The following is a 12,254-nucleotide window of genomic DNA, read 5'->3' as shown; positions in this document are numbered from 1 at the left end:
CACGCTAACTTATATAAAAGGTGGACAAGTTAGTAAGGTTTATACGCCTTTGTAAGCTTCGATGTAGATTTGTTTTAGTTCGCTTACAAGTGGTTGTTTAGGGTTAGCTGTTGTACATTGGTCAAGGAAGGCACGATCTGCAAGTGTATCAACCACTGCGTCAAATGCTTTCTTATCAACATTTTGTCCTTTCAGACTCATGTCAATGCCGACATCTTTACCTAGTTTGATGATCGCGTCAACAAGTGATTGTACGCCTTCTTCTGTAGTGGAAGCTTTTAGGCCGATAGTGCGTGCAATACGTGCATAGTCTTCATCAGCTGTGAAGCTTTCATATTTAGGGAAGAGCGCATGTTTGTAAGGTTTTTGTGCATTGTAACGAATAACATGCGGCATCAAGATGGCATTTGCACGACCGTGTGGAATGTGGAATTCAGGGCCGATTTTGTGTGCCAAGCTGTGGTTGATACCTAGGAATGCATTCGCAAATGCCATACCAGCCATTGCTGAAGCATTGTGCATTTTTTCGCGTGCATCTGGATCGCCTTTTAGTACGGAATCACGCAGGCTTTCAAAAACAAGTTCGATAGCGCGGATTGAAAGGCCACGAGTATAGTCACTTGCCATAACCGATACATAAGATTCAATTGCGTGAGTCAGAACGTCCATACCAGTATCAGCAGTGATATGTGCTGGAACCGTCATAACGTACTGTGCATCGACAATTGCAACATCTGGTGTTAGTTCGTAATCAGCAAGAGGGTACTTGATATTGTTTTCTTTATCAGTGATAACGGCGAATGGTGTTACTTCAGAACCTGTACCACTTGTAGTAGGGATCGCAACGAATTTCGCTTTTTCACCAAGTTTTGGATATTTGAATGTACGTTTACGGATATCCAAGAATTTTTGTTTTAGGCCGAAGAAGGAAGCTTCAGGGTGTTCATAGAAGAGCCACATACCTTTTGCAGCATCCATAGCAGAACCACCACCAAGAGCAATGATGCAATCAGGTTTGAAGTCTTTCATAAGTTCAGCGCCTTTATAAACTGTTACATCGGATGGATCTGGTTCAACGTCTGCAAATACTTGGTAAGAAACATCGTTCGAACGGCGTTTCAAGTGGTCGATTACAACATCCACATATTTGAATTGAACCATACCAGGGTCTGTTACGATAAATACGCGATTCAAGCCTTCCATCTTTTGCAGATACTGCGTGGAATATTTTTCAAAGAAGACTTTTGGTGGTAATTTGAACCATTGCATATTATTTCTCCGATCTGCGATACGTTTTACATTGAGTAAGTTTGTCGCGCTAACATTTTGTGATACAGAGTTTTTACCGTAAGATCCGCAACCGAGTGTTAGGGAAGGGATGAAACCATTGTAAATGTCGCCGATTCCGCCTTGAGCAGATGGTGCGTTAACAATGATCCGGCAAGCTTTCATGCGAAGACCGAATTGTTTTTGTGCTTCTACGTCAGTCGAATGGATAACAGCCGAGTGACCTAGACCGCCGTATTCCAACATTTCTTCTGCACGATCAAATGCTTCTGCTTGATCTTTTGCTTCAATAAATGCCAAGACTGGGCTAAGTTTTTCATGAGAAAGTGGATGTTTGTCGCCAACACCTTTGATTTCTGCAAGCAAGATTTTTGTATCAGCAGGAACTTTAAAGCCAGCATGTTCAGCAATCCAAGCAGGGGATTTACCAACAACGTCAGGGTTTAATGTACCTTTTTCAGGGTTGATGACAAAGCTTTCCAGTTTCTTGAATTCGGCACCTTTTACAAAGTAGCAGTTGTTGGCGATGAATTCATCTTTTACTTCTTTTACAATTTCTTTGTCGACAATAACTGCTTGTTCAGAAGCACAAATCATCCCTTGGTCGAATGATTTTGAAAGAACTAGGTCATTGACCGCACGTTTGATTTTAGCTGTTTTGTCGATGTAAGCTGGTACGTTACCAGGACCAACGCCTAGAGCAGGTTTACCAGTTGAATAAGCGGATTTAACCATGCCGGCACCACCAGTTGCTAAAACAAGGGCTACTTTTTCGTGATTCATCAATTGTTTAGTTGCTTCAATAGATGGTTTTTCAATCCATTGGATACAGTTTTCAGGAGCACCTGCTTTTACAGCTGCTTCATACACAATGCGAGCTGCTTCAGCGGAACATTTTTGTGCACTTGGGTGGAAAGCGAAGATGATTGGGTTACGAGTTTTAATCGCAATGATTGATTTGAAAAGTGTTGTAGAAGTTGGGTTTGTAGTAGGTGTAACCCCAGCAACCACGCCAACCGGTTCAGCGATTTCAATGACGCCCGTTTGTTTGTCTTCGTTAATAATGCCGACTGTTTTGTTGTTTTTAATGTTGTTCCAGATATATTCTGTTGCGAAAATGTTTTTGATACATTTGTCTTCATATAGTCCGCGGCCTGTTTCTTCGACTGCCATTTTTGCAAGCGGCATATGCTGATCAAGTCCTGCTAGGGCCATTTCATGAACGATATGGTCGATTTGCTCTTGGTCGTAGTTCTCAAAAGCCTTTAACGCCTTTTGTCCATTTTCAGCTAATTGGTCGATCATTTTTGTTACTTCTAATACTTCGCGAGTTGCTTCTTCTTTAATTGCCATTATTTGAACCTCCTAGTAATAGAGTGGGACGGGTAATGTCCTTGTTAGACAAATAGTGTCCCTAATCATCCAAAAAAATTTGGCAGTCGACTTGCCGCGTCTTTCGGATTTATTTGATTACAACGTTAGTATAAGCGATAAAAAAAAGTTTGTCCAGTATTTCACGTGAAAAGTTTCACAAGATGATAAAAATGGGCATATCGTCTTATAAATAAAGCGTTTTCTAAGACTTTTGGTTGACCATAAAAGTGCTTTTTATTATCAAAATTTCATCATTTTATTCGTTTTTTCGGATATTAGTTGTTCCTGTAACGAAAATGACTTGAAATTGTTTCACGGGAAAGAGAAACACTGCTTAAATCAGCATTTTCTTTACTGAGACAAACTATTTTTTTGTTCAAAAACTACCTTTTTCAGAAATGAATAAAAATAGCTTGCAATCTACAGGCTGTTTTGCTATAGTAAATGCAAGATATTTTTGGCGTTGATAAAGAGTAAGTAGCATGATGGAAGTTTAAAGAGAGCTGCCGGGTGGTGTGAGGCAGTAGCGGAAATGATGTGAATGGACTTTGGAGCCTCTGTTTTGAACGGTTGGATAACCAAGTAGGAACGGCGATTAGGCCTTATCGTTACACAAGGCAACCATTCAAATGTAAGAAGTTTGGCTGGAGAGTGAGCGAATTTTTCGTTAATCAAGGTGGCACCACGGGTCCCTCGTCCTTGTCTTTCATTAGACATGGAGAGGGGCCCTTTTTTATTTAGAAATCATTGAAAAAGCATGAAGCAGGAAGAGTAGGATTTGATGAAGTCTTAAAGAGAGTCGGCGGTTGGTGGGAGCCGATAGACAATCAAGTCGGAAGTGGGCCCTGCGCGTGATCCTTTGAACGAGCGCTTCAACAAGTAGGAGGATCCGGGTTGCTCCGTTAATAGCTGGAGATAAAGAGTGAAACGCTCTTTAAAAGAGGTGGTACCGCGAGACATTCGCCCTCTGCATGCTGATTATTTGCGTGTAGAGGGCTTTTATTTTGATAAAGGGGTGACTAAAATGGCAAGAATTCAAACATTACTTCAAGCAGATACATTTACGGCAATAATGGCATTTGAACGGTTGGAAGGAACTTTTAAAAGCTTACTGGAAGGTGCTGCGAAAGATACGGAAGCGGGGCGTTTTTCGATTATCGTTTATGATCCTGTCCACGAAATAACCATTCGAGAGGGCCAATTTTTTCTGGATGAGGAGGAGATAGAGACAGAGGATCCGCTTGCGACAGTCGAGGATATTGTGCTGACGAAAGAAAATGAAGATGAAGAGCTGCCTTTTGAAGCTGGGGCTGTTGGCTATGTGAGCTTTGACGTGGCGGCATACTATGAAAAAGTGGGGAAAGCGCCAAAGGATGAGCTCGATTTGCCGGATAGTCATTTTTTTCTGTATGAATCTTATGCCATTTTTGATCATCAGCAGGAAACGCTGACTTTAGTTGAAGAAAATGTCTATTCTAAGCGTTCAAAGGAAGAAATGGCAGAAAAACTTGCATTGCGACGCGCTAAATTTTATGATGCTCAGCCACTATCCACACAGGTATCTGTTGGGAAAATGCAATTTACAAGCAACTATTCGAAAGCGGACTTTATGGAGAAGGTTCAAAAAGCGAAACAATTTATTCAACAAGGAGATTTTTTTCAAGTAGTCCTGTCACAACGACTGAAAGCTGATTTTCATGCGGATCCCTTTGTTTATTATCGGAAATTGCGCCTGCTAAATCCTTCCCCGTATCTATTTTATATGGATTTTGGCGAAACAAAATTGATTGGTTCATCGCCTGAGAGTCTGATTAGCGTGAAAAATCGAATTGTTAAGACGAATCCGATTGCCGGAACGAGGCGGCGAGGGCAAACCAAAGAAGAGGATCAAGCACTTGCCAAAGAGTTGCAAACGGACGAAAAAGAGTTGGCAGAACATAAAATGCTGGTCGACTTAGGGCGGAATGATATTGGGAAAATTAGTCGAATTGGCTCCGTGCAAGTACCAGTCTACCTGACGATCGAGCGGTACCGATTTTTAATGCATTTAGTGTCCGTCGTGTCCGGCGAACTGCGGGAAGATGTTCGACCGCTTGAAGCGCTAAAGGCAACCCTTCCGGCCGGAACAGTAAGTGGGGCGCCAAAAATCCGTGCGATCGAGCGGATCTACGAATGGGAGAATGTCAAACGCGGTCCTTACGGTGGTGCGGCAGGCTATTTGACCAGACGCGGCAACATGGACTTTGCGCTTATCTTGCGGACGATGATTCTGAAAGGAAAAACGGCCTATGTCCAGGCAGGTGCTGGCATTGTCTATGATTCGGATCCGGAAAAAGAATATGAAGAAACCTTGCAAAAGGCTAAAGCATTGCTGGAGGTGGGCAAATGATTTTACTAATCGATAATTATGATTCTTTCACATATAATTTAGCGCAACTTTTAGGGGAATATAGCGAGGTGGTCATCTTGCGGAATGATGCCCCGCAATTGCAGGAGGAAGCGGATCGCGCGGAGGCCCTCGTTTTTTCACCGGGGCCAGGAATTCCAAGTGAGGCCGGACAGATGGAAGGCTTGATTAGGAAAATGATAGGCCAAAAGCCAATGCTCGGGATCTGTCTGGGACACCAGGCCATTGGAGAAGTATTGGGCGGTGAAATAAAACAAGCACAACATATTCGACATGGCAAGGTATCTGAGATTGACCAGCTAAAAAAGGGGGATCCGCTTTTTCGAGACCTGCCTGAACAGTTGGAAGTCATGCGGTATCATTCGCTCGTTTTGACAGAAGATTTGTTGCCAGAAAGCTTGGAAGTGACAGCGAGAGCCCTGGATGATGGGGAAATCATGGCGATTCGGCACCGGACAGAAAAAATTTATGGCGTGCAATTTCACCCCGAATCCATTGGCAGTCCTTTTGGTCAAAAAATCTTGCAAAATTTTATTGAAATCGTGAAGGAGGAACAGCAACATGGAAAATTTAGTGCAAAAAGTCTATGAACAGCAAAATTTATCCAAGCAGGAGATGCGGCAAGTAGCTGATCAAATTTTTCAGGGGAATCTTTCAGAGGCGGAGCTGGGCGCACTTCTTGTCGCACTTAAAATAAAAGGTGAGACGATTGAAGAAATAACGGCGATTGCAGAAGCGATGCAAGAAGTCGCACTCAAGCTGCCGGTAAGTGAACTTCGGGCGATGGACAATTGCGGAACAGGTGGGGACCGGTCGGGCAGTTTTAATATTAGTACGACGGCGGCGTTTGTTTTAGCAGCAGCCGGGATTCCAGTAGCCAAGCATGGCAACCGAAGCATTTCCAGTAAATCGGGAAGCGCAGATGTACTTGCCGAACTTGGCGTGGGCATCACACAATCGGAAGCCGAACTTTCGCGCCTGCTGAATGAAGTGGGGATTGCCTTTCTCTTTGCGCCGGCAGTTCACCCAAATATGAAGTATGTCATGCCAGTGCGGCAAAAGCTAGCCACGCCCACTGTTTTTAATCTGATTGGACCGCTGACAAATCCGGCACCGCTTGAAGCGCAACTGGTGGGCATTTATCGGGGAGATCTTTTAGAGCAGATCGCCTATGTCCTCAAAAATTTGGGGAGAAAGCGAGCGGTGGTGGTCCACGGTGCCGGGGGACTGGATGAGGCGACGCTTGCAGGGGTCAACCATTACGCCTATTTAAATCAGAACCAGATCACCTTGCATCAGTTTGCGCCAGAAGATGTAGGGCTGAAACAAATGCCGCTTGAAGCGATTCGCGGTGGAGATGCAAAAACCAATGCGGTTATTTTGAAGCAGGTGTTAAAAGGAGAGCCGAGTGCCTATTTGGATACGACCCTTTTAAATGCCGGACTAGGTTTATTTGCTTATGGACGTGTCGATACGATTGAAAAAGGAGTCGAACTTTCCCGGGAGATTATCCACTCTGGCGCAGCTTTCGCAAAATTACAGGAGCTGATTGAAAAACAAAAGGAGGTTGTCGCAGGATGACTTTTTTAAAAGAAATTTTACAGGCAAAAGAAATCGAGGTAGCCAACCTGGCGAATGAAAAATTGCGGGAAGATCAACCGCCCATCTTTGGCTTTAGTGACTATTTGGCAGAACATGCTGATACGTTGCAACTGATTGCTGAAGTAAAACGTGCCTCTCCTTCAAAAGGGGCCATTCATCTGACAGTGGATCCGGTTTTGCAGGCGCAAAAGTATCAAGCGGCCGGGGCAGCCATGATTTCCGTTTTGACAGATACCACCTATTTTAAAGGTTCAATGGAAGATCTTCAGCAAGTCGCAAGGGTCGTTCAGCTTCCCGTGCTTTGTAAAGATTTTATCATTTCTGAAAAGCAGCTGATTCGAGCGCGCAATCACGGGGCATCGGTGGCACTGCTGATTGTTGCGGCTTTGGGAGAGCAGCGTTTGCAGGAACTTTTGAAAATAGCGCGGCAGATTGGACTTGAGACGCTCGTCGAAGTGCACGATGCGGTCGAACTTGAGATAGCCAAACGTTCTGGCGCTGAGCTGATTGGCGTCAATAATCGCGATCTGCACAGTTTTAAAGTGGATCTTGCAGTCAGCGAGCGTTTGGCGGCAAACTTTTCAGAAGGTCCATTTTATATCAGTGAATCGGGCTTTCGCGAGCCGGCAGATGTCGAGCGGGTCAAAGGGGCCTATCAGGCGGTGCTGGTCGGTGAAGCGTTGATGCGGGCAGAAGATCCAGTGGTAGCAGCGAAAAGATTGAAGGTGAAACGATGAAAGTGAAAATTTGCGGACTAAAAACAAAAGAAGATGCGCAATTTGCAGCGCTAGAAGGAGCAGACTTTATCGGCTTTGTATTTGCACCCAGCAAGCGGCAGGTGAGCCTTCCAGAAGCGGCCCAAATGTCTGCCGAACTACCGGATTTCGTTCAAAAAGTAGGCGTTTTCGTTGACCCGACTTTCGAGGAAGTGGAAGAAGCCATTCAGCAGGTGCCGCTCGACTATGTCCAGCTTCATGGAAAGGAAACACCCGCTTTTGCAAGCAGACTTTCTGCGCCAGTTATCAAGGCATTCAAGGTGAAAGACGGCACGATCCAAGGCAATCCTACAGCCTATCCAGATTGTCTGATTTTGCTGGATGCGCCCAGCACAGAATATGAAGGCGGCGGGGGCATCGCGTTTGATTGGGAAAAGCTCGATGAAAAAGCCTTGCCAACGGAACGACTGATCATTGCCGGCGGGCTTTCGAGTGCCAATGTAGGGACGGCGATTCGTAAATTTACACCGTTTGCAGTCGATGTTTCCACCGGCGTCGAAACAAATGGCAAGAAAGATCCGTACAAAATCAAGCAATTTATTAAGCAAGCAAAGGAGAGAAAAAAATGACCTATAAAGCACCTGATCAAAATGGCTTTTTTGGCAGCTATGGCGGCCGATTTGTTCCTGAGACACTGATGCAGGCGATTCTTGAGCTGGAGGATGCATACAAGGCTTCTAAAAAGGATCCAAACTTTCAACAAGAGCTTTCCTATTATTTAGCAAATTATGTGGGCAGGGAAACGCCGCTCTATTTTGCAGAGCAGCTGACCGCCTATGCAGGTGGCGCCAAGATTTATTTGAAACGAGAAGATCTTAATCATACGGGCGCCCATAAAATCAATAATACGATTGGGCAGGCCCTTCTTGCTAGACAAATGGGCAAGCAAAAAGTAGTCGCAGAAACAGGCGCCGGACAGCATGGTGTCGCAACTGCCACCGTGGCCGCCCTCTTTAATATGGAATGCACCATTTTCATGGGAGAAGAAGATGTGGCTAGACAGGCGCTGAATGTTTTCCGAATGGAGCTGCTTGGGGCAAAAGTAGTCAGCGTAAAATCGGGCAGCCGTACTTTAAAAGATGCCGTCAACGAAGCGCTGCGTTACTGGGTGGCAAATGTGCAGGATACCCATTACATCATGGGTTCTGTTTTAGGACCGCACCCATTTCCGGAGATTGTCCGTGACTATCAGCGGATCATTGGGGATGAGGCAAGGCGCCAGTTTTTAGCGGCTGAGGGAAGACTGCCGGAAGCGATTGTGGCGTGCGTGGGTGGTGGTAGCAATGCGATGGGCTTGTTTTATCCGTTCATTGAAGACAAAACAGTGGACATGTATGGCGTGGAAGCAGCAGGGGCTGGCCTTGATACTGATCAGCATGCGGCGACCATTGCGAAAGGTGAAAAAGGGATTCTGCATGGTGCGATGATGGATGTTCTGCAAAATGAGGACGGGCAGATTTTAGAAGCCTTTTCAATCTCAGCTGGCCTTGACTATCCGGGAATTGGACCTGAACATAGTCATTTTAAGGAAATTGGTCGAGCGGAATACGTCTCAGTGACCGATCAGGAAGCCCTTACTGCCTTTCAATTATTAGCACAAATGGAAGGAATCATTCCAGCTTTGGAAAGCGCCCATGCGATCAGTTTTGGCGTCAAATTAGCAGGGGGGCTGCCAGCAGATAAAGCCATCATCATTAATCTTTCGGGCCGCGGGGACAAAGATGTCGAGCAGGTCAGGTCGAAACTGAAAGGAAGAGACGAATGAAAACATTGACTAAAAAATTGAAAAGTCATCCAAAGCCACTGATTATTCCTTATATTATGGCAGGGGACGGCGGGCTGGACAATTTAGCTGAGCGCATCCAGCTGCTTGAGGAGGCCGGAGCCGCTGCCATCGAAATCGGCATCCCGTTTTCAGATCCGGTTGCAGATGGCCCTGTGATTCAGCTTGCCGGTTTGCGAGCTTTTGAAGCAGGTGTGACACTTGAAAAAGTCCTGAACGAGTTGGCAGAGCTTCAAACGGAAATCCCCCTAATCGTCATGACCTATTTCAATCCGGTTTTCCATTTTGGCACACAGCGCTTTGTCGAGCAGCTTAAAAAGACGCCAGTGAAAGGTGTGATCATTCCTGATTTACCTGCCGAGGAAAGCCATTTTCTAACCCCCTATTTACAAGAAACCGATCTCGCCCTGATTCCACTCGTATCCCTGACGAGTCCCAAAGAACGTGTGCAAAAGCTTGTGGAGCAGGCAGAAGGACTCGTCTATGCCGTTACGGTCAATGGGACAACAGGAGAACGCCCAGCTTTCGATCCGCATTTGCAGGAGCATTTTGACTTTATTCGTCGGATCAGTGAGGTGCCCGTTTTGGCAGGGTTTGGCGTCTCCACACTTGACCACGTCCGTTTTTTCAGCAGGTTTTCAGATGGAGTCATAATCGGCAGTAAAGTTGTCCAAGCGTTTCATGAAAAGCGGGAAGAGGAACTGATTTCTTTTATCCAACAAGCAGCAGAAAGCGAGAGTTGAAAAGCCAAGGCAGTCGTGGTAAAGTCGTTTTAGTAGAAAGCGAATAGAAAGAAGGCCGAAAATATGCAAGAAACAGAAGAAACGTATCTGCACAAAACGACGCGCTACGTCACGATGACACTTTCCGTCATCTCCATTTTGCAAGGGCTATTATCGATTATCGGGCTGGTTGCCGTGAATTCCATGAGAAGTGAGATTGTGGCCAAATTATCCGAAGCAGATTTCCAAAAGATGATTCTAAACAGCGGGCTCAATACGGTGGCTTTTTTAGCAATCGGCGGTTGGCTTTTGCTGACATTTTTTAAATTAAAAAAAGACGAGCCGATTTCAGGGCTTGTCTATCTCGTTTACATCGCCTACATTATTTTTTCCGTTGTGATGATGTTTGTAAAGCAGACGGCACAGGTTGGTAATCTCGTCATTCCATTTGCTCTAATCGTGTTTGCAGCACTCTCTTTTTTCAGCGTCAGAAAAATGAAAAAAGAGATATCCTAACGACTTAAAAAGAATCTTTCTGTAATCTTAATCAATTTTTGCAGGAAGGTTCTTTTTTTTTGAGTAATTAAATGGTAAAGTAGACAAGAATGTTACTATTTTTTAGATAAGGAAGTAAAGCGATGGGATCAAAATTACTTCGAGGGACATTTATCCTGACACTCGGAACACTCATTTCCAAAGTGTTAGGTATTTTATATGTCATTCCGTTTTATGCCATTATTGGCGGGGACAAGCCGGCCCTTCTTTATAATTTCGGTTATGTGCCATACCAGCTGTTTCTCAGTGTAGCTACTGCCGGGATTCCGCTTGCAGTTGCTAAATATATTGCCAAGTACAATGCGATGGAAGAATATGCAATCGGCCGAAGACTCTTCCGAACGGGTGTCTATCTCATGATTGCCTCCGGTATCCTATGCTTTATTGCGATGTACGCCCTAGCACCGATTCTTGCCAGTATGCAGCAGCTAGAAGGCGGGTACAGTCTGGAAGATGGCATCCAGGTCATTCGCGCCGTCAGTTTCGCCCTTTTGATCATTCCGGTGATGAGCTTACTCCGCGGCTTTTTCCAAGGGTACAATTCGATGGGACCGCCAGCCATTTCGCAAGTCATTGAACAAGTAGTCAGAATTATCTTCTTGCTGGGTAGCACTTTTGTCGTGATGTATGTGCTAGATGGTAATGTGGTGACCGCCATCAGCTTAGCGACATTTTCGGCCTTTGTGGGTGCGCTTGCCAGCCTGCTTCTACTTCTATGGTACTATTTCAAACGAAAACCAGGGCTCGACCGGCTGCTGCTTGAAACGCGCGGTGAATTGCACGTGTCGATCGGCACGCTCTACAAACAGATCATTCTGTCCGCAATTCCGTTCATTATCGTGGGTTCATCCAATGCCCTTTATCAACTGGTCGATCAGTTCACACTGGGACGAGTGCTCAGCTACATTGGTGTTGCAGCAGACAAAGTGAATTCCTACGTGGCCATCATCAACTTTGACGTGCAAAAACTAATTTTGATTCCGGGCACGCTTGCGATCGCTTTTTCCATGGCGCTGGTTCCGCTTGTGACAGCCGCTTATGTCCGAGGAGAACGCGGACAGGTCAAACGCCAACTAAATGATGTTTTTCAGATTCTGCTGTTTTTGACGATACCGGCATGTTTTGGGATTGCTCTCTTGGCAAGACCACTTTTTACCGTTTTCTTTACAGCGAGTGAAACTGGGGTAGACTTACTGCAATTTTATGCACCAATCGCGATTTTGTTCTCATTGTTCAGCGTGGCCGCCGCAGTTTTACAAGGGATTGATGAGCAGCGGTTTACGGTCCTCGGGCTGTTACTCGGACTGCTTGCAAAAACGGTGCTGCAAATGCCGCTGATTATGCTTTTTGAAGCAAAGGGAGCCATTCTTGCTACAGGAATTGGCTATGCCGTCAGCTGCATCTTCATGCTCTATATCATTAAAAAATATGTCCGCTTTTCCTTTTCGCTTATTTTTCGGCGAACCGTCCTATTTTTCTTTTTGACAGCCGCAATGGCAGGCGCAGTTTTGCTTGCTTACTTTGGTCTTGCCACGTTTATCAGTCCAGATCATAAATTAAGCGCGCTCCTCCTTGTGATCATCTGCGGTGGGATTGGCGCAATCGTTTATGGCTATCTGTCGCTCAAACTGCATTTGTCAGATAAATTGTTCGGACCACGAGGAACTGCTCTTAGAAAACGCTTGGGCATTCGTTAAAAAAAGCGCACATCTCTTCTATTTAATATGTAAAAACGCTTGTGAGTGAGT

Annotated in this window: 10 protein-coding genes and 2 other annotated features; of the genes, 9 read left to right on the top strand and 1 reads right to left on the bottom strand. The window is 45.2% G+C overall.

Annotated features, from left to right (window positions below; translation table 11 throughout):
• Positions 1 to 39: 39 nt before the first annotated feature.
• The gene (gene adhE, locus CS921_RS01930; protein WP_099221347.1) at positions 40 to 2,640 is read right to left on the bottom strand and encodes a bifunctional acetaldehyde-CoA/alcohol dehydrogenase; all 2,601 of its coding nucleotides are present in this window, start codon (positions 2,638 to 2,640) and stop codon (positions 40 to 42) included.
• Between the two features lie 475 nt (positions 2,641 to 3,115).
• Positions 3,116 to 3,365: a binding site (T-box leader), on the top strand.
• A gap of 45 nt (positions 3,366 to 3,410) precedes the next feature.
• Positions 3,411 to 3,632 (top strand) — a binding site (T-box leader).
• Between the two features lie 53 nt (positions 3,633 to 3,685).
• Here adhE and trpE point away from each other — a divergent pair.
• The 9 genes from trpE (at position 3,686) to CS921_RS01885 (ending at position 12,203) form a co-directional block, all read left to right on the top strand.
• Complete coding sequence (trpE, locus tag CS921_RS01925) at positions 3,686 to 5,050, top strand: anthranilate synthase component I (RefSeq protein ID WP_099221510.1); 1,365 nt, start codon at positions 3,686 to 3,688, stop codon at positions 5,048 to 5,050.
• Positions 5,047 to 5,658, top strand: coding sequence for an anthranilate synthase component II (locus CS921_RS01920; protein WP_099221346.1), 612 nt, complete (start codon positions 5,047 to 5,049; stop codon positions 5,656 to 5,658). The genes trpE and CS921_RS01920 overlap by 4 nt, the downstream gene beginning before the upstream one ends.
• Positions 5,630 to 6,649, top strand: a complete 1,020-nt coding sequence (gene trpD / locus CS921_RS01915; protein ID WP_099221345.1) for an anthranilate phosphoribosyltransferase — start codon at positions 5,630 to 5,632, stop codon at positions 6,647 to 6,649. The genes CS921_RS01920 and trpD overlap by 29 nt, the downstream gene beginning before the upstream one ends.
• Positions 6,646 to 7,407: an indole-3-glycerol phosphate synthase TrpC gene (gene trpC / locus CS921_RS01910; RefSeq protein ID WP_099221344.1), complete on the top strand. Its 762-nt coding sequence runs from the start codon at positions 6,646 to 6,648 to the stop codon at positions 7,405 to 7,407. Before trpD ends, trpC begins: the two co-directional genes overlap by 4 nt.
• Positions 7,404 to 8,015, top strand: a complete 612-nt coding sequence (locus CS921_RS01905; RefSeq protein WP_099221343.1) for a phosphoribosylanthranilate isomerase — start codon at positions 7,404 to 7,406, stop codon at positions 8,013 to 8,015. The genes trpC and CS921_RS01905 overlap by 4 nt, the downstream gene beginning before the upstream one ends.
• Positions 8,012 to 9,211, top strand: a complete 1,200-nt coding sequence (gene trpB / locus CS921_RS01900; RefSeq protein ID WP_099221342.1) for a tryptophan synthase subunit beta — start codon at positions 8,012 to 8,014, stop codon at positions 9,209 to 9,211. Before CS921_RS01905 ends, trpB begins: the two co-directional genes overlap by 4 nt.
• On the top strand, positions 9,208 to 9,972 hold the full coding sequence (gene trpA, locus CS921_RS01895) for a tryptophan synthase subunit alpha (RefSeq protein WP_099221341.1): 765 nt from the start codon (positions 9,208 to 9,210) through the stop codon (positions 9,970 to 9,972). Before trpB ends, trpA begins: the two co-directional genes overlap by 4 nt.
• Before the next feature lie 63 nt (positions 9,973 to 10,035).
• Positions 10,036 to 10,467: a hypothetical protein gene (locus CS921_RS01890; RefSeq protein WP_099221340.1), complete on the top strand. Its 432-nt coding sequence runs from the start codon at positions 10,036 to 10,038 to the stop codon at positions 10,465 to 10,467.
• A gap of 122 nt (positions 10,468 to 10,589) precedes the next feature.
• Positions 10,590 to 12,203 carry a putative polysaccharide biosynthesis protein gene (locus tag CS921_RS01885; protein ID WP_099221339.1) on the top strand — a complete coding sequence of 538 codons (1,614 nt, stop codon included), beginning with the start codon at positions 10,590 to 10,592 and terminating at the stop codon, positions 12,201 to 12,203.
• Positions 12,204 to 12,254: the final 51 nt, after the last annotated feature.

Source organism: Listeria costaricensis (assembly GCF_900183385.1).
In the GTDB taxonomy this organism is placed as follows: Bacteria; Bacillota; Bacilli; order Lactobacillales; family Listeriaceae; genus Listeria; species Listeria costaricensis.
The sequence above is the reverse complement of the archived record's forward strand: the minus strand, read 5'-3'. Positions and strand labels throughout refer to the sequence as shown.

What these genes read in the sequence shown, in the direction of transcription:
- adhE (WP_099221347.1), bottom strand. Translation starts at nt 2,640, where the DNA reads ATGGCAATTAAAGAAGAAGCAACTCGCGAAGTATTAGAAGTAACAAAA.
- trpE (WP_099221510.1), top strand. Translation starts at nt 3,686, where the DNA reads ATGGCAAGAATTCAAACATTACTTCAAGCAGATACATTTACGGCAATA.
- CS921_RS01920 (WP_099221346.1), top strand. Translation starts at nt 5,047, where the DNA reads ATGATTTTACTAATCGATAATTATGATTCTTTCACATATAATTTAGCG.
- trpD (WP_099221345.1), top strand. Translation starts at nt 5,630, where the DNA reads ATGGAAAATTTAGTGCAAAAAGTCTATGAACAGCAAAATTTATCCAAG.
- trpC (WP_099221344.1), top strand. Translation starts at nt 6,646, where the DNA reads ATGACTTTTTTAAAAGAAATTTTACAGGCAAAAGAAATCGAGGTAGCC.
- CS921_RS01905 (WP_099221343.1), top strand. Translation starts at nt 7,404, where the DNA reads ATGAAAGTGAAAATTTGCGGACTAAAAACAAAAGAAGATGCGCAATTT.
- trpB (WP_099221342.1), top strand. Translation starts at nt 8,012, where the DNA reads ATGACCTATAAAGCACCTGATCAAAATGGCTTTTTTGGCAGCTATGGC.
- trpA (WP_099221341.1), top strand. Translation starts at nt 9,208, where the DNA reads ATGAAAACATTGACTAAAAAATTGAAAAGTCATCCAAAGCCACTGATT.
- CS921_RS01890 (WP_099221340.1), top strand. Translation starts at nt 10,036, where the DNA reads ATGCAAGAAACAGAAGAAACGTATCTGCACAAAACGACGCGCTACGTC.
- CS921_RS01885 (WP_099221339.1), top strand. Translation starts at nt 10,590, where the DNA reads ATGGGATCAAAATTACTTCGAGGGACATTTATCCTGACACTCGGAACA.